Below are 18,501 nucleotides of genomic sequence, written 5' to 3'. Positions count from 1 at the left end.
GCCGGCGGTTCCGCACAGGTTTCGCGGCCGTCGCCGACCACGCCCCCAGACGACCCAGACTAACGCTCTCCCGGCTGCGAGGTTAAGGTCCCGTCGCGCCCCGCGTACAGTGCAGGTCGTCCACCCGGCAGACGAGGGAAGGAGTCCTCCCGCCATGCCTCTGCGAACCTGGCCATCGCTCGTGATCGCGTGCGTCGCCGCGATCGTCGTCGCCGTCGTGGTGACGGCGATCGTCGGCCTGATCCTGCGCGGCGTCGGCCGTCATCGCCAATGGCCCGCTCTGCTGGTGAAGCGTGCACGCGTGCCGTTCCGGCTCTTCCTGGCGGTGATGGTGCTGTGGATCGCGGTCACGCTGACGCTGCCGCTGGACGTGCCGCTGGACTGGACAGGCGTCATCCAGCACACCTTCCTGATCCTCGCGATCGCGACAGGGACCTGGTTCCTCGCGGCGCTCGCGGTCTTCGCCGAGGACCTCGGGCTGGCCCGCTACCGGGTCGACGTCCCGGACAACCGGTACGCCCGCCGGGTGCGCACGCAGGTGCTGGTCCTGCGGAGGCTGACCGTGGTCGCGGCGGTCGTGATCGGGCTGGCCGCGATCCTGCTGACCTTCCCCGTGCTGCAGGCGGCCGGTGCGAGTCTGCTGGCGTCGGCGGGGATCATCGGTGTGATCGCCGGTGTCGCCGCCCAGTCGAGCCTGGCGAACCTGTTCGCGGGGATCCAGCTCGCCTTCAGCGACGCCATCCGCATCGACGACGTGGTCGTGGTCGAGCAGCAGTGGGGCACGATCGAGGAGATCACGCTGACCTACGTGGTCGTGCACGTCTGGGACGACCGCCGCCTGGTGCTGCCGTCGACCTACTTCACGACGAAGCCGTTCGAGAACTGGACGCGCCAGCACAGCGAGCTGCTGGGCTCCGTGGAGTTCGACCTCGACTGGCGGGTGTCCCCGTCCGGGATGCGCTCCGAGCTGCAGCGCATCCTCGCCGCCACCGACCTGTGGGACGGCCGCACCGGCGTCCTCCAGGTCACGGACGCGACGCTGGGCTGGGTGCGCGTGCGCGTACTGGTGACGGGCAAGGACGCTCCGACGCTGTTCGACCTGCGCTGCCACGTGCGCGAACGCCTGATCGACTGGATGCAGCGCTACTCGGACGCGTCGCTGCCGCGCAAGCGCGTGGAGCTCGTGGAGGCGCCGGAGCAGACGGTGCCGAGCGCCCGCGCCCGCACCGCCCAGGAGGCCGAGGGCCGCCTGTTCGGGGGCACCCCGGAGAAGGAGCAGCGCGCCTCCCAGTTCACCGACGCCATCCCCGTCGTGCAAGACCCGGCGCGGACGGACGAGCGCCAAGCCGACCCGGCAGACGACTGACCCGGCCCCGCCTCCTGCCTCCCCCCGCAAACAGGAGATTTGCGCGCGACTCACTTCGAATCTCCTTCCGAACCCCCTTCGGAAGGAGATCCGGATCGTGTCTCCTGTCCACCCCAAGCACACTCGGTGCCGACTTATCCACGGATCCGCGCAACGGGCCGCGCCCGCGGCCTGTCGCGCCCAGGATCATTCCATGACCTGGATGAATCGGCTCAGAGAACTCGGTGGCGCAGCCACCACCCATCAGCTCCGGATGGCAGGTGCGACTCCAGAGGATCTGAGGCGCGCTGTGCGCGGTGGAGCGCTCGACCGCGTGCGAAAGGGCGTGTACGTCTCGCCGCTCATGGACGGGGCCGCACTGGAGGCCATCCGGGCGGGAGCCCGCCTGTCGTGCGTGACGGCCTGCGCCAGTTACGGATTGTGGTCCGGGACGGATCGGCGGACACACGTCACGCTTTCGCCCCAGTCCCGTCGCGCGCCCCCTGGGCTGACCTGCCACTGGAGGCCGGTCGAGGCGCATCCCGAGCTCTGGCGGGTGTCGCTCGCCGACTGCCTGCGGTCGGTGGCGCGGTGCGCGGACGAGGAGACGGCGGTCGCCGCGTTCGACACCGCACTCGCGTCTGGGCACGTGAGCCCGTCCGGTCTGCGACGGATCCTGGAGGACGTGCCGAAGGCGGCGCGAGAGCGCGGGGCGCTGGCGCGGCCGGGATCGGACTCCGGGGTCGAGTCGGTCGTGAGGCAGCGGTTGGAGCGGGGAGGGCGCCTGGTCGAGCAGCAGACGCACGTCCGCGGCGTCGGCCGCGTGGACATGCGGATCGACGGTGAACTGTACCTGGAGATCGACGGCTACGCCTTCCACAGCGACGCCGATTCGTTCGAGCGCGACCGGCTGAGGGATTCCGCGCTCGCGCAGCGCGGAGCCCGCCGGCTCAGGGTGACCGCACGCCAAGTCATGGAGGACTGGAACAGGGTGGAGGCAGCGATCGACCGCATTCTCGAGCAGGCGTAGCCCCTCAGCGAACTCACAGCAACCCAGGGACCAACCCGGCCCCTTCCGCTGTTCTCCTTACTGACGGCGCCGCAGCCAGCGCTCGCCGCACTCAGGAGGAAACGTGACACAGGACTACCGCAAGAGCCAGGACGCCGTCGCGCGGCTCACCCCCGCGCAGTACGCGGTCACCCAGGAGGCGGCCACAGAGCCGGCCTTCCGCAACGAGTTCTGGAACAATCACGAGGCGGGGCTCTACGTCGACATCGTGTCGGGGGAGCCGCTCTTCGCGTCAGTGAACAAGTACGACAGCCGTTCCGGATGGCCGAGCTTCACCGTGCCGGTGGAGCCGGGCAACATCGTGGAGAAGACCGACCGCACCTACGGGATGGTCCGCACCGAGGTGCGTTCCGCCCACGGCGACAGCCACCTCGGCCACCTGTTCGACGACGGGCCCGCAGAGGCGGGAGGATTGCGCTACTGCATCAACTCCGCCGCCCTCCGCTTCATCCCGCTCGCCGAGCTGGACGAGCAGGGCTACAGCGGCTACCGCCACCTTTTCGAGAACGACCAGCACGACAACACCGAGGAGAACCACTGATGACGACCGAGAAGGCCATCTTGGCCGGAGGATGTTTCTGGGGCATGCAGGACCTCATTCGCAAGCGCCCCGGCGTCGTGAGCACCCGCGTCGGCTACACCGGCGGCGACGTGCCCAACGCCACCTACCGCAACCACGGAACGCACGCCGAGGCGATCGAGATCGAGTTCGACCCGGAGAAGGTCAGCTACCGTGACCTGCTGGAGTTCTTCTTCCAGATCCACGACCCGTCGACCAAGAACCGCCAGGGCAACGACGTCGGCACCAGCTACCGGTCCGCGATCTACTACGAGGACGACGCGCAGCGCCGGGTCGCCGAGGACACCATCGCGGACGTCGACGCCTCCGGTCTCTGGCCGGGCAAGGTCGTCACCGAGGTGGAGCCGGCCGGGCCGTTCTGGGAGGCCGAGCCCGAGCACCAGGACTACCTGGAGCGCATCCCGTGGGGCTACACCTGCCACTTCGCGCGCCCGGACTGGAAGCTGCCGCGCCGGGAGGCCGCGGCGAGCTAGTCCGCCCGAAGATCACGAGGCCCGCGTCAGAAATGACGCGGGCCTCGTGCCGTTTCGGAGGGTGCGGCTCAGACCCGGTCGAGCAGCACTGCGACCTCCTGGTGCCCGGTCTGGGGGAACATGTCGAGGACGCGGCCGGTGCGGATCCGGTACGACGGCATCCGCGCCAGGTCGTGCGCGAGGCTCTTCGGGTTGCAGCTCGAGTAGACGACGTGAGGGACGCCGGAGCCTTCGAGCCAGCCGGAGAGCTCGGCGCCGATGCCGCGCCGCGGCGGGTTGACGATCACCAGCTCCGGCGCGGTCTTCGCCGAGAGCGCGAACCCGGTCGCGTCGCCCGCCCGGAAGGCCACCAGCGGCAAGCCCGCGGCTGAAGCCGTCGCGCGGGCGCTCCGCACGGCCTCCGTGCTGGTCTCGACGCCGACGACCCGGCGCCCCGGCGCCGCCACGTTCAGGGCGAAGCCGCCGACGCCGCAGTACAGGTCCCACACGCTCGCCGGCGACACCTCGTCCACCCAGGCGGCCACCTGCGCGTACAGCGCTTCGGCGACGGCGGTGTTGGTCTGGAAGAAGCTCTGCGGGCGCAGCCGCAGCGGGATGCCGCCCACACGCATCACGAGCGACGACTCCGCTGTCAGCACGATCTCGCGGTCGCCCTCGACGACCGCCTTGTGCTCCGGCTGGAGGTTCGCGGTCACGACCCTGGCGTTCGGCAGCGCCGCCAGCAGCTCGGGCAGCAGGGCGCGGATGCGGCCGACGGCCACCTCCGAGCGGACGACGAAGCGCACCATCAGCTCGTCGTCGGGGGAGAGGGTCACCAGCACGTACTTCAGCTCGCCCCGGCGGTCGGGGACGCTGTAGGGCTCGATCCGCGCGCGCGTCACGAAGTCCGCCAGCACGGGCAGCGCCGCCCGCACGCCCGGCGCGCAGATCCCGCACTCGCGCAGGTCGACACCGCGCCCTGCCTCGTCCAGGATGCCGATGGTCGGCGCGTCGACGGTGCCGGAGACGACCATCTTCGCCTTGTTGCGATAGCCGGACTCGGCGCTCGCGACCGGCGGCAGCCAGGCCGCATCGCCGAACGGCGCCAGGAGTTCGCGGGAGTGCCGGTCCTTGCCGGCCAGCTGCTCGGCGTAGGGGACGCCCATCAGCGTGCACGAGCGGCACACGCCGGCGTCGAAGTACGAGCAGTCCATTCCGCGAACGATTGTACGTGGCGTGGGGATTCCCACACGTCCGCGTGAGAACGCAGGAAAAGCAACAAAGAATTCTCTTGCTAGATGTTGTTTCGTGTTGTAATGTGTGGGAAACCAAAGGAGGCCTCGCGTGTATGCAACGGAGCGTCAAGAGCTGATCGAGCGGCTGCTGCTCGAGGAGGGCCGCGTCGCCGTGGTCGAGCTCGCCGAGCGGTTCGGGGTGACCACCGAGACCGTCCGCCGCGACCTCGACGCCCTGGAGACCGCCGGAGCCCTGCGCCGCGTGCACGGCGGCGCCGTCGCCCTGGAACGGGTGAGCACCGCGGAGGCCTCCGTCTTCGAACGCACCGGCCTCCGCGCCGACACCAAGCAGCGCATCGCCGCCCGCGCCCTCGACGTCCTGGGCGACGGCTTCCGCGGCTCCCTCTACCTCGACGCGGGCACGACCACGGCGGCCGTCGCCCAGCTCCTCCCCGCGCGGCTTTCCGCGACCGGGGGAGAGGCGGAGGTCGTCACCCACTCGCTCACCCTGGCTCCCGCGCTCGCCGCGGCCGACCGGGTCGCCCTCACCGTCGTGGGCGGACGGATCCGCGGGGTCACCGCCGCGGCGGTCGGCGCGGCCACGGTCCGCTCCATCCAGTCGCTGCGGCCCGACATCGTCTTCGTCGGCGTCAACGGTGTCTCCGCCGGCTTCGGCCTCAGCACGCCGGACCCGGAGGAGGCCGCCGTCAAGGAGGCCATCGTCCGGGCCGCGCGCCGGGTGGTCGTCGTCGCGGACTCCACCAAGTTCCAGCAGGAGTCGCTGGTCTCGTTCGCGGCGCTCGACGCGGTGGACGTCCTGGTCACCGACCGCGCGCCGGACGGCGAGCTCGCCGACGCGCTCGCCGCCTCCGGAGTCGAGGTCGTGCAGGCATGATCGTCACCCTGACCGCCAACCCGTCCCTCGACCGGGCCGTCACGCTGAGCGCAACGCTGCGCCCGGGCGAGGTCCAGTCCGCGGCGTCGTCGCGCGAGGACGCCGGTGGCAAGGGCATCAACGTGGCGCGCGTCGTCGCGGCCTCCGGTGTGCCCGCGCTCGCGGTGCTGCCGCTGGCGGCCGACGACCCGTTCGGCGTCGTGCTCCGCACGGCCGGGGTGCCGGTGCGCACGGTCGCCATCCACGGCCACGCGCGCGCCAACCTGACCATCACCGACCCGGCCGGCGTCACCACCAAGCTGAACCTCCCCGGCGCCGCCCTCGACGCGGGCGACGCCGCCGCACTGGTGGAGGCCGTCGTCGAGGCCTGCGCCGGCGCCAGGTGGCTCGTGCTCGCCGGGTCGCTCCCGCCCGGGGCCGGCGACGACTTCTACGTGACGGTGATCCGCGCCGTGCGCGAGCGCTGGGCGGAGGCCGCGCCGCTGATCGCGGTGGACACGTCGGGGGAGGCCCTGCGGGCCGCGGTCTTCGACGGTCACCCCGACCTCATCAAGCCCAACGAGGACGAGCTCGCCGAGCTCACCGGCTCCCCATTCACGTCCGGGGAGCTCGGCGAGTCCGGCGAGCTGCCGACGGCGGTCCTCGCCGTCGCCCGCACGCTCGTCCCCGAGCAGGCCGGCGCCGCGCTGGTCACGCTCGGCGCCCTCGGCTCCGTCCTCGTGACCGCCGACGGCGGTTTCGTGGCCGACGCCCCGCGCATCCGCGTGCGGAGCACCGTCGGCGCAGGCGACAGCGCGCTGGCCGGCTACCTGCTGGCCGACGTCGCAGGAGCCACCCCCTCCGAGCGGCTCGTCCACGCGATCCGCTACGGCTCGGCCGCGGCCTCGCTGCCCGGCACCCAGGCGCCCCGACCGGCCGACCTGCCCACCGGCGACCTCAAGGTCGCCGCACTCCACCCCTGAACCCGCGAACCCGGAATCCATCTCCCGGAGTTCATCCCCCGACCTGGAGGACACCATGTCACTGAAGACAATCACCCCAGCCCTCGTCAGCCTCGACGCCGGCGCGGTCGGCGACAAGAGCGACGTCATCCGCGCCCTCGCAGCCCGCGTCGTCGCGGAGGGCCGCGCCGACGACACCGACGCGCTGTACCGCGACGCGTGGGCCCGCGAGCAGAAGGACGAGACCGGCCTCCCCGGCGGCATCGCGATCCCGCACGCCAAGAGCCCGTCCGTGACAGTCCCGACGCTCGCATTCGCGCGGCTGCAGCCCGGCGTGGACTTCGGCGCGCCGGACGGTCCCGCCGACCTGGTGTTCCTGATCGCGGCCCCGGCGGACGCGGCGGAGGCCCACCTCGCCGTCCTGTCGAAGCTCGCGCGCAGCCTGATGACCGAGGAGTTCACCGCGGGTCTGCGCGCAGCGAAGTCTCCCGAGGACGTCGTGGCGCTCGTGGACGAGGCCATCGGCGAGGGGGAGCCGAAGCCGGCCGCCGCAGCGGAGCCCGTCACCGCAGCAGCCTCCGGTCCGGCCGACGCCGACGCCGCCCTCCGGATCGACGGCCGCCCCGCCCGCATCGTCGCCGTCACCTCCTGCGCGACCGGCATCGCCCACACCTTCATGGCCGCCGACGCGCTCACCGCGGCCGGCACCAAGAACGGCGTGGCCCTGACCGTCGAGCCGCAGGGCTCCAGCGGCTACCAGGCCATCCCGCAGAGCATCATCGACGACGCCGACGCCGTCATCTTCGCCAACGACGTGGATGTGCGCGAGGAGGCGCGCTTCGCCGGCAAGCCCGTCGTGCGCTCCACCGTCAAGCGCGGCATCGAGCAGCCCGACCAGCTCATCGCCGAGGCGGTCGCCGTCGCGGGAGACCCGAACGGTGCGCGCGTCACGGCGTCCGGCTCCGCATCGACAGCCTCCCCGGCGGCGACGCTGTCCTGGGGCGCCAACCTCAAGCGCATCCTGCTCACCGGTGTCAGCTACATGATCCCGTTCGTCGCCGGCGGCGGCCTGCTCATCGCGATCAGCTTCCTGCCGTTCCTGGGCGGCTACGGGATCGCGCTCGCCCACGGCAGCTCCGGCATGAACAACGCCGTGTACACGCTGACCCACTACGCGATCTGGAACCTTCCGCCGGAAGGCCTCGGCTATTACCTCGGCGCGATCGCGTTCGAGATCGGCAGCGTGAGCCTCGGCTTCCTCGTCCCTGCCCTGTCCGGCTATATCGCGTTCGCGATCGCAGACCGGCCGGGCATCGCACCGGGCTTCGTCGCCGGAGCGATCGCGGTGTTCATGAACGCGGGCTTCCTCGGCGGCCTGATCGGCGGCCTGCTGGCCGGCTACGCCGCGTGGCTGATCGGCCGCCCGGCCGTGCCGCGCTGGCTGCGCGGCTTGATGCCGGTCGTGATCATCCCGCTCGGCGCCTCGATCATCGCCTCGGGCCTGATGCTGCTCATCCTGGGCGCCCCGATCGCCTGGCTGATGACCCAGCTCACCGCGTTCCTGAACGGACTCTCCGGAGCCGGCGCGATCTTCCTCGGCGTCATCCTCGGCCTGATGATGTGCTTCGACCTCGGTGGCCCCGTCAACAAGGTGGCCTACGCGTTCGCGGTCGCCGGCCTCGCGGCCCAGACCGACGCCAGCTTCCACATCATGGCCGCGGTCATGGTCGCCGGGATGGTGCCGCCGCTCGGCATGGCGCTGGCCTCGACCGTGCTCTACCGCCGCGGATTCACCCAGGTGGAGCGGGAGAACGGCGCGGCCGCCTGGCTGCTGGGCCTGTCCTTCATCTCCGAGGGCGCGATCCCGTTCGCCGCGGCCGACCCGCTGCGAGTCATCCCGGCCAACCTCGCGGGCGGCGCCGTCGCCGGAGCCCTGGCCATGGCCTTCGGGGTCGGATCGCGCGCTCCGCACGGCGGGATCTTCGTGTTCTTCGCGATCGACCCGGTCTGGGGCTTCCTCGTGGCGCTCGCGGCCGGGACCCTCGTCACCGCCGTCCTCGTCGTCGGGCTGAAGCGGTTCGCGGCGCCCCGCGTCGCGAAGCCCGCCCCGGCGGAGGCCGAGCAGCCCGTCCCGGCGACCGTCGCCGCCTGACCCCGTCCACACCACCCACGACCACGAAGAAGAGGACCATGACCCAGCGCACCGCCACCGTCGCCAGCGCCTCCGGGCTCCACGCCCGCCCCGCCAAGCTGTTCGTCACCGCCGTCCAGGAGAAGGGCATCCCGGTGACCATCGCCGCCGGCGACGGCCCCGACCTCAATGCGGGCAGCATCCTCTCCCTGATGGGGCTCGCCGCGAGCAAGGGAACCGTCGTGACCCTGAAGTCGGACGCCCCTGGCGCTGAGGTCGCACTGGACGAGCTCGTCGCCCTCCTGGAGACCGATCTCGACGCCGAGTAGCGACCGACCCCGACCCGTCCCGCGGCCGACGCGGCCCGCGGGCTCCCCGCCCTAGCGTCGAAGGGGACGACCGCTCCGCACGCGGCGTCCGACCGGGACGCGGGGAGCGGGAAGGGGGAACAGGATGCGTACGCTCACTCAGGCACTCGGCGCGATCGCCGTGACGGTCGCACTCGCGGCGGCCGGTCCCGTGCCGTCGTCGGCGGCGGAGCCGCGGATCGACCCGCACGGCTACTGGTCGGAGGAGAGGCTGCGGGCGGCCGTTCCCGAGCAGCACACCCGGACCGGGGCGGTGGAGGACCTGGCGCAGGAGGCGGACGAAGCCTCCCGCGCGGCCCTGGGCACCGTCGTCACCCGCACGGCGACCGTCGGGAGGCTGTTCTTCCGCACCCCGACCGGCGACGGGTCCTGCACCGCCGCCGTCGTGAACAGCGCGTCGAAGAACCTGGTCATCACCGCGGCGCACTGCGTGCATCCGGGCGGACCGGGGAAGGCGTACTACGGGAACTTCCTGTTCGCGCCGGGCTGGAGCGACGGACCGTCGGCGCACGGCTACTGGTCGGGCACGGCGGCGCGGGCGTCCGCCGAGTGGACGCAGAGCAAGAAGTGGGACCACGACTACGCGTTCGTCCGGCTCGCCGCGAGCAACGGCGAGCAGATCGTGAGCCGGGTGGGCGCCAACGCCCTCGCGGCCGGGACGGGGCACGTCGTGCCGAACACGAGGATCTGGGGCTACCCGGCGCGAGCGCCGTACACCGGGCAGACCGCCCAGCACTGCGAGGTCACCACGACCCGGGAGAACAGCTACACGCCCGACGCGCGTGCGGCCTGCGCCTTCAACCAGGGCGCGAGCGGAGGCCCCTGGCTGAAGGATGTGCAGGCGTCGGGGACCGGCTCCGTCTGGGCGGTGACGTCCCGGTGCGAGAGCGGGCCGGGCGTCGGCGACACGTGCGCGGGGACGGCGATCTACGCGTCGCCGCTGCCCGCGGCCGTCTTCACCCTCCGGGACGCGGTCGGCAGTCTCTGAGAACGAAGGAAGCCCCCTCCCGCGGCGGGAGGGGGCTTCCTTCTTGTCTTCGGTGCCCTCAGCTTGTCTTCGGTGCCCCCAGCTTGTCTTCGGTGCCCCCAGTAGGATTTGAACCTACGGCCTTCTGCTCCGGAGGCAGACGCTCTATCCCCTGAGCTATGGGGGCCAGGAGTGCCCGTCCAGGCTAGCATCCTTTCGCGCGGCGCCCGTCCAGAGCGGCGCGCCGGCGGCGCGGGTCAGCTCGCGGGCAGGTTGCCCAGCACGCTCTGCATCAGCGGCGCGGCGTCGCCCGGCTCGAAGAACGCGGTCGACTCCGCGACCACCCAGTACGTGCCGCGGAAGATCTGCACCTGGCCGGCGGTGCCCGGCTTGAAGTAGCCCTCCACCTGCGGCGGCGTGCCGTAGGTGGGAACCGGCTGGGCCACCGTGATGGCGGTGTTCTTCAGACCCTCCAGCTTGTCCGACGGCGGCATCGCCACGGCGATCTGGACGACGTCGCCGCTGGTCTGGTTCTTCCAGGCGCAGGTGACGCCCTTCCAGTCCGCGACCTGCTTCTCCAGCGTCCCGTCGCCCGGCGCGTAGCCGGGATCGGTCGTGAAGTTCGGGTTGTACGCGTAGACCTGGTCGGGGGTCACGACCTGGGCGCAGGTCAGCGTGACCGGCGTCGGAGGCACCGTGGACGTCGGGGTCGGCGTGGGCGTCGCGGCGGGGTCGGCCTTCGATCCGCCCGCGTGCGCGGACGAGGAGGCCGTCGCGTTCGGCTTCGCGGACGGCGTGCAGCCCACGAGCGTGACGGCGGCTGCGGCGATCGCGAGGGCGGCGAGGGTCCGTGCTGTGTGCTGCTGCATGCGGTTGTGCGTCTTCCGTGTCGTCCCGGCGGTGTCGCATCGCACCCTATCAAGAGCCGGAAGAGGAAGGCTTGGAGCGCCATTAGACTATTTCTCTATGACTCCCGATGACCTCTCCGCCGCCCTGCTCGCCATCGTGACGACCGTGGTGAGCCGCCGACGCGAGGCCGACGAGAGCATCCAGGAGCTCACGATCACCGCGGAGGACATCCCGCTGGAGCGCCCGAAGAACCGCGAGCACGGCGACTGGTCGTCCAACGTCGCGATGCGGCTCGCCAAGCGGCTCGGCGCCAACCCGCGCGAGCTCGCGACCGAGATCGCCGAGGGCGCGGACGGCATCGAGGGCGTCGCGTCCGCCGAGGTCGCCGGTCCCGGCTTCATCAACTTCCGCCTGGAGGCCGCGGCCGCCGGCAAGCTCGCCCAGACGATCGTGGAGGCCGGCGACGCCTACGGCCGCGGCGACCTCTACGACGGCCTTCTGGTCAACCTGGAGTTCGTCTCCGCGAACCCGACCGGCCCGATCCACCTCGGCGGCGCCCGCTGGGCGGCCGTCGGCGACAGCCTCGCCCGCATCCTGCAGGCCGCGGGCGCCGACGTCACCCGCGAGTACTACTTCAACGACCACGGCTCGCAGATCGACCGCTTCGCGCGCAGCCTCCTCGCCGCCTACCTCGGCGAGGCGACGCCGGAGGACGGCTACGGCGGCGCCTACATCGGCGAGATCGCGGCCGAGGTCGCGACCCGCGCCGCGGCCGACCCGGAGATCGGCGACCTGGCCGCGCTGTCGCGCGAGCAGCAGCAGGAGGTCTTCCGCGGCCTCGGCACCGAGCTGATGTTCCAGGAGATCAAGAACCGGCTGCACGCGTTCGGCGTCGACTTCGACGTCTACTTCCACGAGGACTCCCTGCACGAGTCCGGCGCCGTGGAGCGCGCCATCGAGCGTCTCGACGAGCTCGGCCACATCTTCGAGGCCGACGGCGCGATCTGGCTGCGCACCACGACCTTCGGCGACGACCGCGACCGCGTCGTCGTTCGCTCGAACGGCGAGCCCGCCTACATCTCCGGCGACCTCGGCTACTACCTCGATAAGCGCGAGCGCGGCTTCGAGCAGAACATCATCATGCTCGGCGCCGACCACCACGGCTACATCGGCCGGCTGATGGCGATGGTGGAGGCGTTCGGCGACGAGCCGCACGTCAACCTCCAGATCCTGATCGGCCAGATGGTCAACCTGGTCAAGGACGGCGAGCCGGTCCGGATGTCCAAGCGCGCCGGCACCATCGTCACGCTCGACGACCTGGTCGACGCCGTCGGCGTGGACGCGGCCCGCTACTCGCTGGTGCGCTCCTCGACCGACTCGCAGCTCGACATCGACCTCGACCTGCTCACCAAGCGCAGCAACGAGAACCCCGTCTACTACGTGCAGTACGCGCACGCCCGCACCCGCTCGGTGGCCGCGAACGCCGCCAAGTCGGGCGTCGACCGCAGCGTCTTCAAGCCGGAACTGCTCACGCACGAGACCGAGAGCGCCCTGCTCGGCGGCCTCCAGGAGTTCCCTCGCGTGATCGCCCAGGCCGCGGAGCTGCGCGAGCCGCACCGCGTCGCGCGCTACATCGAGGAGCTCGCCGGGCTGTACCACGCCTGGTACGCCGTGCGCGACGGATCCACCCGCGTCCTGCCGCACGGCGACGAGCCGATCACCGACGCCCACCGCACCCGCCTCTGGCTGAACGACGCGACCGGCCAGGTCGTCCGCAACGGCCTGGCGCTGGTGGGGGTGTCCGCTCCGGAGCGGATGTGACGGCATGAGCGACCAGCGCGATCAGCCCACCGAGGTCCTGGCCGGCGAGCAGCCGGCGGGAGCCGCCACTGTGCCTCCGCGCCGCCGCCGGCCGCGCTGGCTGAAGACCGTGCTCTGGATCGTGATCCCGGTCGTTGTCGTCGTCCTCCTGCTGGTGGTCGCCGACGCCGTGACGCGCGCGGTCGCGGAGCAGCGGGTGGCGACCGAGATCGAGAAGAACCTGCCGGACACGGTGAAGGCCGACGTCACCGTGCACATCGGCGGCTTTTCCGTGCTCGCGCAGTTTCTGGAGGGCAGCTTCTCGGACGTAGACCTGGTGGCGCCGCACGCGACCGTCAACGGCGCCCCGCTGAGCGCGGCCATTCACGCCACAGGAGTGCCGACGGACTTCAGCAAGCCGATCCAGTCGGCCACGGGCACGCTGAGCATCTCGCAGGACTCGTTGAACAAGCTCGTCACCATCCCCGGCGCCAAGGGCGACATCACCCTGGGCGACGGGGTGCTCGGCTACGACGGCACGATCGACCTGCTCGGCCTCCCGGTCGACTACACGGTGAGCGCGACCGCCAAGGCGAACGGGAGCACCGTCCTGCTCACGCCCGGCAAGGCCAGCGTCTCGGCCGGGGCGGGCAACGTCAGCATCACGAAGCTGATCCAGGCGCTCACCGCGTCGGGTCCGTTCCCGCTGTGCGCGGCCCAGTACCTCCCCGACGGGGTGCAGGTCAGCGACATCCGCGTCACGCCGAATCGCGCCACCGTCACGCTCACCGCCTCGAACTTCGTGATGGACGAGAAGTTCCTGCACAGCAAGGGGAGCTGCTCGTAACACGGCGAAGCAGGTGCGTGGCGCTCGATAGACTTCATGCAACTTCTCCACCGTTCGTTCTTTCTCCAACGGCTTCAGGGGCCAATCCGGGTCCGCTCGCCAGAGAGAACCCCACTCGTCGTACTTGTTTCTCCGTACTCGTGAGGTTGTCCCCATGGCATCGAATCCGCTCGCACCCCCGTGGCTGACCGAGCCGGGTGACGCGAACGCGCTGGTCCCCGGTCTCTGGTCGCGCACCGTCCACCGCGAGGAGGGCGGCATCGTCGTCGGCGGCGTCCCCGTCGCCGAGCTGGCCGAGCGCTTCGGCACGCCGCTCTACGTCGTCGACGAGTCCGAGGCGCGCGAGCGCGCGGTCGAGGTCCGCTCGGCGTTGCAGCGCGCGTTCGCCGAGGTCGGCTCGTCGGCCCGGGTCTACTACGCGGGAAAGGCGTTCCTCTCGATCGAGATCGCCCGGTGGATGACGGAGGCCGGACTCAACATCGACGTCTGCTCGGGAGGCGAGCTCGCCGTCGCCCTCGCGGCGGGTGTGCCGGCGGAACGGCTCGGGTTCCACGGCAACAACAAGTCGCTCGCCGAGATCGACCGCGCCGTCGCGGCCGGCGTCGGCGCCATCATCATCGACAGCCTCCAGGAGGTCGACCGCGTCGCCGAGGCTGCCGAGCGCCACGGCGTCGTCCAGCGCGTGCGGCTGCGGGTGAACAGCGGGGTGCACGCGCACACGCACGCCTTCCTGGCCACAGCGCACGAGGACCAGAAGTTCGGCATCGCCCTGGCCGAGGCGGCGGACGCCGTCGCGCGCATCCGATCGCACGCGTGGCTCGCCTTCCTCGGCCTGCACTGCCACATCGGCTCGCAGATCTTCGGGGCGGACGGCTTCGCCGAGTCCGCCGCGCGCCTGCTCGCCGTGCACAAGGAACTGCTGGCCGGCGGCGACGTCCCCGAGCTGAACCTGGGCGGCGGCTTCGGCATCGCGTACACCGCCGCCGACGACCCGGCGCCGATCGACCTGCTCGCCCGGAGCATCGCGGAGACCGTGGCAGCCGGCTGCGAAGACCTGGACATCCCGATCCCCGCCGTCGCGTTCGAGCCGGGCCGGTCGATCATCGGCGCAGCGGGCCTCACCCTCTACACGGTCGGCACGACCAAGGACGTCACGGTCGCTGCGCAGGACGACGGCGAGACCGCGGTGCGCCGCTACGTGAGCGTGGACGGCGGGATGAGCGACAACGCCCGCCCGGCCCTCTACGGCGCCGACTACTCCGCCAGGATCGCCGGCCGGGAGTCCGCCGCCGCATCCGTGCTCGTCCGGGTCGCGGGCAAGCACTGCGAGAGCGGCGACATCGTCGTGGACGCCGAGTACCTGCCCGGCGACGTCGCCCCCGGCGACCTCCTCGCCGTGCCCGCGACGGGTGCCTACTGCTGGTCGCTGGCCAGCAACTACAACTACCTCGGCCGCCCGCCGGTGGTCGCCGTGAAGGACGGCGCGGCCCGCGTCATCGTGCGCGGCGAGACCGAGGCGGACCTGCTGGCACGCGACGCCGCGTACGAAGACGGGAGCACCCGCCGATGATCGAATACCGCAACCTCCGCGTCGCGCTGCTGGGCGCTGGCTCCGTCGGCTCCCAGGTGGCGCGGCTGCTGCTGGAGCAGGGCGACGAGTTCGCCTCCCGCGTCGGCGCCCGGCTCGAACTGGTCGGCATCGCGGTGCGCGACGTCGACGCGCCGCGTGACGCCGACCTCCCGAAGGAGCTCTTCACCACCGACGCCACCTCGCTCATCCTCGGGGCGGACATCGTCGTTGAGCTGATGGGCGGTGTCGAGCCGGCCCGCGGCTACGTGCTGGAGGCGCTGAACTCCGGCGCCGACGTGATCACGGCCAACAAGGCGCTGCTCGCCACGCACGGCCCCGAGCTGTTCGAGGCCGCGGAGCAGGTCGGAGCGCAGCTCTACTACGAGGCCGCCGTCGCGGGCGCCATCCCGATCATCCGGCCGCTGCGCGACAGCCTCGCCGGCGACACCGTCAAGCGCATCCTCGGCATCGTCAACGGCACGACCAACTTTATCCTCGACCGGATGGACGCGACGGGGGAGTCCCTCGCCGACGCCCTCGCGACCGCCACCGAGCGCGGCTACGCGGAGGCCGACCCGACCGCCGACATCGGCGGCTACGACGCCGCGCAGAAGGCCGCGATCCTGGCGAGCCTCGCCTTCCACACCACCGTGCCGCTGGAGCAGGTCTACCGCGAGGGCATCACCGCGGTCACCCGCGAGCAGGTCGAGGCGGCCCGCGCAGGAGGCTGGGTGATCAAGCTGCTGGCGATCTGCGAGCGGCTGGTCGACCCGGAGACCGGCGAAGAGGGCGTCTCCGCCCGCGTCTACCCGGCCCTGATCAGCCGGGAGCACCCGCTCGCCGCCGTGCGCGGCGCACACAACGCGGTCTTCGTCCAGGCCGAGTCCGCGGGCGACCTCATGTTCTACGGCGCGGGCGCCGGAGGCGTCGAGACGGCCTCCGCCGTGCTCGGCGACGTCGTGTCCGCCGCGCGGCGCCACGTCGTGGGCGGCCCGGGCGTCGCGGAGTCGACGCACGCCGGCCTCCCGGTGCTCGACGTCGGCCGCGTCGTCACGCGCTACCAGATCACGCTGTCCGTGGCGGACCAGCCGGGCGTGCTCGCCACGGTCGCCCGCATCCTGAGCGACGGCGGGGTGAGCGTGGAGACGGTGCAGCAGTCCGTGCCGAGCAGCACCGGCGCCGTCGTCATACCGGGGCGGTCCCCATTGCAGAGTGTGGCACCGATTCACGGCGCGACCGCCCCCACCGCTACCCTGGTGATCGGCACCCACGAAGCCGAGGAGGCCGCGCTGGCGGCCACCGTGGAGGCGCTCGCCGCGAGCGACGTGGTGACCGCCGTCTCTTCCGTTCTCCGAGTCGAAGGATCGTAATGCCCCAGTCGTCGAATGGGCCGAAGTCGTACAGCCGGCAGTGGCGCGGCGTGCTCCGCGAGTACGCGGACCGCCTGAACATCTCCGAGGCGACTCCGATCGTGACGCTCGGCGAGGGCGGAACGCCGCTCCTGCCCGCCCCTGCGCTGTCCGCGCGCACGGGTGCGAACGTCTTCGTGAAGTTCGAGGGCATGAACCCGACCGGGTCGTTCAAGGACCGCGGCATGACGATGGCCATCTCCAAGGCCGTCGAGCACGGCGCGAAGGCCGTCATCTGCGCGTCCACCGGCAACACCTCGGCGTCGGCTGCCGCGTACGCCACCCACGCCGGCATCCAGGCCGTCGTGCTGGTGCCGGAGGGCAAGATCGCGATGGGCAAGCTCAGCCAGGCGATCGCGCACAACGCGCAGCTCCTCCAGGTGCAGGGCAACTTCGACGACTGTCTCGACATCGCCCGCGACCTGGCCACCAACTACCCGGTGCACCTGGTCAACTCGGTCAACCCCGACCGCATCGAGGGCCAGAAGACCGCCGCGTTCGAGGTCGTCGAGGTCCTGGGCGACGCCCCGGACTTCCACATCGTCCCGGTCGGCAACGCCGGCAACTACACCGCCTACCACCGCGGCTACACCGAGGAGCTGCAGCGTGGGGAGGCCACCAAGCTGCCGCGGATGTTCGGCTTCCAGGCCGCCGGCAGCGCCCCGATCGTGCTCGGCCACGCCGTCAAGGAGCCCGACACCATCGCCACCGCGATCCGGATCGGCAACCCCGCGTCGTGGGAGCTCGCGCTCAACGCGCGCGACGACAGCGACGGCTACTTCGGCGCGATCGACGACGCCGGCATCCTGGAGGCGCACCGCATCCTGTCCGCCGAGGTCGGCATCTTCGTGGAGCCCGCCAGCGCGATCAGCGTCGCCGGCCTCCTGGAGCGTTCGGCCGCCGGCGTCATCCCGGCCGGCGCCACCGTCGTGCTCACCGTCACCGGCCACGGCCTGAAGGACCCGCAGTGGGCCCTCCGCACGGCCGACGGCTCCGACGTGCAGCCGACCAGCGTCCCGGTCGACACCAACGCGATCGCCGACGTGCTCGGCCTCGTCCCGACCGCCGGGGCGTCCGCATGACCTTGCGCGCCGTCGACCTGCGCGGGCGCGCGGTCGCGGTCAAGGTCCCGGCGACCAGCGCCAACCTCGGCCCCGGCTTCGACACGCTCGGGCTCTCGCTCGCCCTCTACGACGAGCTGCGCGTCAGCGTGCGCGACGAGCCGGGCGCGACCGTGGACGTCGTCGGCGTCGGGGCGGGGGAGGTCCCGACCGACGAGAGCAACCTCGTCGTGCGCGCGATCGCCCACACCTTCGAGTCGGTCGGTGTCGCGCTGCCCGGGCTGAACCTGGTGGCGCGCAATAGCATCCCGCACGGACGCGGCATGGGCTCGTCCGGCGCGGCCATCGTCTCCGGCATCATGGCGGCCAAGGGCCTGCTGGAGGGCGTCGTCGAGCTCGACGCCCAGGCGCTGCTGGCGCTCGCGAACGACATGGAGGGCCACCCCGACAACGTCGCGCCGGCGCTCTTCGGCGGCCTCACGATCGCCTGGGTCACGCCGGACGGCCCGCGGTTCAAGAAGCTGATCGTGCACCGCGGCGTCTCGCCGCTCGTGCTCGTGCCAGAGCACGTCATGTCGACCGCGCTCGCCCGCAGCCTCCAGCCGCAGTCGGTGCCCCACGAGGACGCCGTCTTCAACGTCTCGCGCTCGGCCCTGCTGGTCGCGGCGCTCATCCAGAGCCCCGAGCTGCTGCACGCGGCGACCGAGGACAAGCTCCACCAGAGCTACCGCGCCTCGGCCATGCCCGAGACCGACCGGCTGATCACGCTGCTGCGGTCCAACGGCTTCGCCGCGGTGGTCTCGGGGGCGGGACCGTCCATCCTCGTGCTGTGCAGCGACCCGAGCCAGCGGCTCGCCGCCGCGGAGCTCGTCGCCCGCGAAGCCCAGACGGCCTGGCAGCCGCTGATGCTCGCGGTCGATTTCAAGGGCGCGACGGTCGCTCCGGCGGCCGTGGACGAGGCGGACACACCGGCGGCCTAGCG

Annotated in this window: 17 protein-coding genes and 1 tRNA gene; 15 read left to right on the top strand and 3 right to left on the bottom strand. The window is 71.8% G+C overall.

Going from position 1 to position 18,501, the window contains the following annotated elements; genetic code table 11:
- Positions 1–154: 154 nt before the first annotated feature.
- From F1C12_RS06640 to msrA, 4 genes are all read left to right on the top strand, one after another.
- Complete coding sequence (locus tag F1C12_RS06640) at positions 155–1,366, top strand: mechanosensitive ion channel family protein (RefSeq protein WP_185278001.1); 1,212 nt, start codon at positions 155–157, stop codon at positions 1,364–1,366.
- A 193-nt stretch (positions 1,367–1,559) separates the two neighbouring features.
- A complete protein-coding gene (locus F1C12_RS06635) occupies positions 1,560–2,375 on the top strand; it encodes a type IV toxin-antitoxin system AbiEi family antitoxin domain-containing protein (RefSeq protein WP_185278000.1) in 816 nt (271 codons plus the stop codon).
- 103 nt (positions 2,376–2,478) lie between these two features.
- Entirely contained in the window at positions 2,479–2,955 is a 477-nt protein-coding gene (msrB, locus tag F1C12_RS06630) for a peptide-methionine (R)-S-oxide reductase MsrB (protein ID WP_185277999.1), read from the top strand.
- Positions 2,955–3,467 (top strand): peptide-methionine (S)-S-oxide reductase MsrA, encoded by a 513-nt coding sequence (msrA, locus tag F1C12_RS06625; RefSeq protein WP_185277998.1) that lies wholly within the window; start codon positions 2,955–2,957, stop codon positions 3,465–3,467. Before msrB ends, msrA begins: the two co-directional genes overlap by 1 nt.
- 68 nt (positions 3,468–3,535) lie before the next feature.
- Here msrA and rlmC read toward each other — a convergent pair whose 3' ends face one another.
- Entirely contained in the window at positions 3,536–4,660 is a 1,125-nt protein-coding gene (gene rlmC / locus F1C12_RS06620; protein ID WP_185277997.1) for a 23S rRNA (uracil(747)-C(5))-methyltransferase RlmC, read from the bottom strand.
- Between the two features lie 130 nt (positions 4,661–4,790).
- On the opposite strand from rlmC, the gene F1C12_RS06615 reads away from it, so the two are divergent.
- From F1C12_RS06615 to F1C12_RS06595, 5 genes are all read left to right on the top strand, one after another.
- Positions 4,791–5,576: a DeoR/GlpR family DNA-binding transcription regulator gene (locus tag F1C12_RS06615; RefSeq protein ID WP_185277996.1), complete on the top strand. Its 786-nt coding sequence runs from the start codon at positions 4,791–4,793 to the stop codon at positions 5,574–5,576.
- Positions 5,573–6,538, top strand: coding sequence for a 1-phosphofructokinase (locus tag F1C12_RS06610; protein WP_185277995.1), 966 nt, complete (start codon positions 5,573–5,575; stop codon positions 6,536–6,538). The genes F1C12_RS06615 and F1C12_RS06610 overlap by 4 nt, the downstream gene beginning before the upstream one ends.
- A gap of 55 nt (positions 6,539–6,593) precedes the next feature.
- Positions 6,594–8,669: a PTS fructose transporter subunit IIABC gene (locus F1C12_RS06605; RefSeq protein WP_185277994.1), complete on the top strand. Its 2,076-nt coding sequence runs from the start codon at positions 6,594–6,596 to the stop codon at positions 8,667–8,669.
- A gap of 38 nt (positions 8,670–8,707) precedes the next feature.
- On the top strand, positions 8,708–8,977 hold the full coding sequence (locus tag F1C12_RS06600) for an HPr family phosphocarrier protein (RefSeq protein ID WP_185277993.1): 270 nt from the start codon (positions 8,708–8,710) through the stop codon (positions 8,975–8,977).
- A 124-nt stretch (positions 8,978–9,101) separates the two neighbouring features.
- The gene (locus F1C12_RS06595; RefSeq protein ID WP_185277992.1) at positions 9,102–10,004 is read left to right on the top strand and encodes a trypsin-like serine peptidase; all 903 of its coding nucleotides are present in this window, start codon (positions 9,102–9,104) and stop codon (positions 10,002–10,004) included.
- 93 nt (positions 10,005–10,097) lie between these two features.
- Here the strand turns inward: F1C12_RS06595 and F1C12_RS06590 are convergent.
- Both F1C12_RS06590 and F1C12_RS06585 read right to left on the bottom strand, forming a co-directional pair.
- Positions 10,098–10,170, bottom strand: a tRNA-Arg gene (locus F1C12_RS06590).
- A 70-nt stretch (positions 10,171–10,240) separates the two neighbouring features.
- Entirely contained in the window at positions 10,241–10,852 is a 612-nt protein-coding gene (locus F1C12_RS06585; protein ID WP_185277991.1) for an iron ABC transporter ATP-binding protein, read from the bottom strand.
- Between the two features lie 97 nt (positions 10,853–10,949).
- Between F1C12_RS06585 and argS the strand changes: the two genes are divergently transcribed.
- From argS to thrB, 6 genes are all read left to right on the top strand, one after another.
- Complete coding sequence (gene argS / locus F1C12_RS06580; RefSeq protein ID WP_185277990.1) at positions 10,950–12,653, top strand: arginine--tRNA ligase; 1,704 nt, start codon at positions 10,950–10,952, stop codon at positions 12,651–12,653.
- Between the two features lie 4 nt (positions 12,654–12,657).
- Positions 12,658–13,479: an LmeA family phospholipid-binding protein gene (locus tag F1C12_RS06575; protein WP_185277989.1), complete on the top strand. Its 822-nt coding sequence runs from the start codon at positions 12,658–12,660 to the stop codon at positions 13,477–13,479.
- Positions 13,480–13,633: 154 nt separating this feature from the next.
- Positions 13,634–15,049: a diaminopimelate decarboxylase gene (lysA, locus tag F1C12_RS06570; protein ID WP_185277988.1), complete on the top strand. Its 1,416-nt coding sequence runs from the start codon at positions 13,634–13,636 to the stop codon at positions 15,047–15,049.
- Entirely contained in the window at positions 15,046–16,419 is a 1,374-nt protein-coding gene (locus F1C12_RS06565) for a homoserine dehydrogenase (RefSeq protein ID WP_185277987.1), read from the top strand. The genes lysA and F1C12_RS06565 overlap by 4 nt, the downstream gene beginning before the upstream one ends.
- On the top strand, positions 16,419–17,540 hold the full coding sequence (gene thrC, locus F1C12_RS06560) for a threonine synthase (protein WP_185277986.1): 1,122 nt from the start codon (positions 16,419–16,421) through the stop codon (positions 17,538–17,540). The genes F1C12_RS06565 and thrC overlap by 1 nt, the downstream gene beginning before the upstream one ends.
- Positions 17,537–18,499: a homoserine kinase gene (gene thrB, locus F1C12_RS06555; RefSeq protein ID WP_185277985.1), complete on the top strand. Its 963-nt coding sequence runs from the start codon at positions 17,537–17,539 to the stop codon at positions 18,497–18,499. Before thrC ends, thrB begins: the two co-directional genes overlap by 4 nt.
- The last annotated feature ends 2 nt before the right edge of the window (positions 18,500–18,501 follow it).

It is taken from the genome of Leifsonia shinshuensis, assembly GCF_014217625.1.
Lineage (GTDB): Bacteria > Actinomycetota > Actinomycetes > Actinomycetales > Microbacteriaceae > Leifsonia > Leifsonia shinshuensis_A.
Note: the sequence above shows the minus strand (reverse complement) of the source record. Positions and strands in the feature narration are given on the sequence as shown.

Bases quoted from the DNA above. Each gene is read 5' to 3' on its own strand.
- F1C12_RS06640 (WP_185278001.1), top strand. From the start codon at position 155: ATGCCTCTGCGAACCTGGCCATCGCTCGTGATCGCGTGCGTCGCCGCG.
- F1C12_RS06635 (WP_185278000.1), top strand. From the start codon at position 1,560: ATGACCTGGATGAATCGGCTCAGAGAACTCGGTGGCGCAGCCACCACC.
- msrA (WP_185277998.1), top strand. From the start codon at position 2,955: ATGACGACCGAGAAGGCCATCTTGGCCGGAGGATGTTTCTGGGGCATG.
- rlmC (WP_185277997.1), bottom strand. From the start codon at position 4,660: ATGGACTGCTCGTACTTCGACGCCGGCGTGTGCCGCTCGTGCACGCTG.
- F1C12_RS06610 (WP_185277995.1), top strand. From the start codon at position 5,573: ATGATCGTCACCCTGACCGCCAACCCGTCCCTCGACCGGGCCGTCACG.
- F1C12_RS06605 (WP_185277994.1), top strand. From the start codon at position 6,594: ATGTCACTGAAGACAATCACCCCAGCCCTCGTCAGCCTCGACGCCGGC.
- F1C12_RS06600 (WP_185277993.1), top strand. From the start codon at position 8,708: ATGACCCAGCGCACCGCCACCGTCGCCAGCGCCTCCGGGCTCCACGCC.
- F1C12_RS06595 (WP_185277992.1), top strand. From the start codon at position 9,102: ATGCGTACGCTCACTCAGGCACTCGGCGCGATCGCCGTGACGGTCGCA.
- F1C12_RS06585 (WP_185277991.1), bottom strand. From the start codon at position 10,852: ATGCAGCAGCACACAGCACGGACCCTCGCCGCCCTCGCGATCGCCGCA.
- argS (WP_185277990.1), top strand. From the start codon at position 10,950: ATGACTCCCGATGACCTCTCCGCCGCCCTGCTCGCCATCGTGACGACC.
- F1C12_RS06575 (WP_185277989.1), top strand. From the start codon at position 12,658: ATGAGCGACCAGCGCGATCAGCCCACCGAGGTCCTGGCCGGCGAGCAG.
- lysA (WP_185277988.1), top strand. From the start codon at position 13,634: ATGGCATCGAATCCGCTCGCACCCCCGTGGCTGACCGAGCCGGGTGAC.
- F1C12_RS06565 (WP_185277987.1), top strand. From the start codon at position 15,046: ATGATCGAATACCGCAACCTCCGCGTCGCGCTGCTGGGCGCTGGCTCC.
- thrC (WP_185277986.1), top strand. From the start codon at position 16,419: ATGCCCCAGTCGTCGAATGGGCCGAAGTCGTACAGCCGGCAGTGGCGC.
- thrB (WP_185277985.1), top strand. From the start codon at position 17,537: ATGACCTTGCGCGCCGTCGACCTGCGCGGGCGCGCGGTCGCGGTCAAG.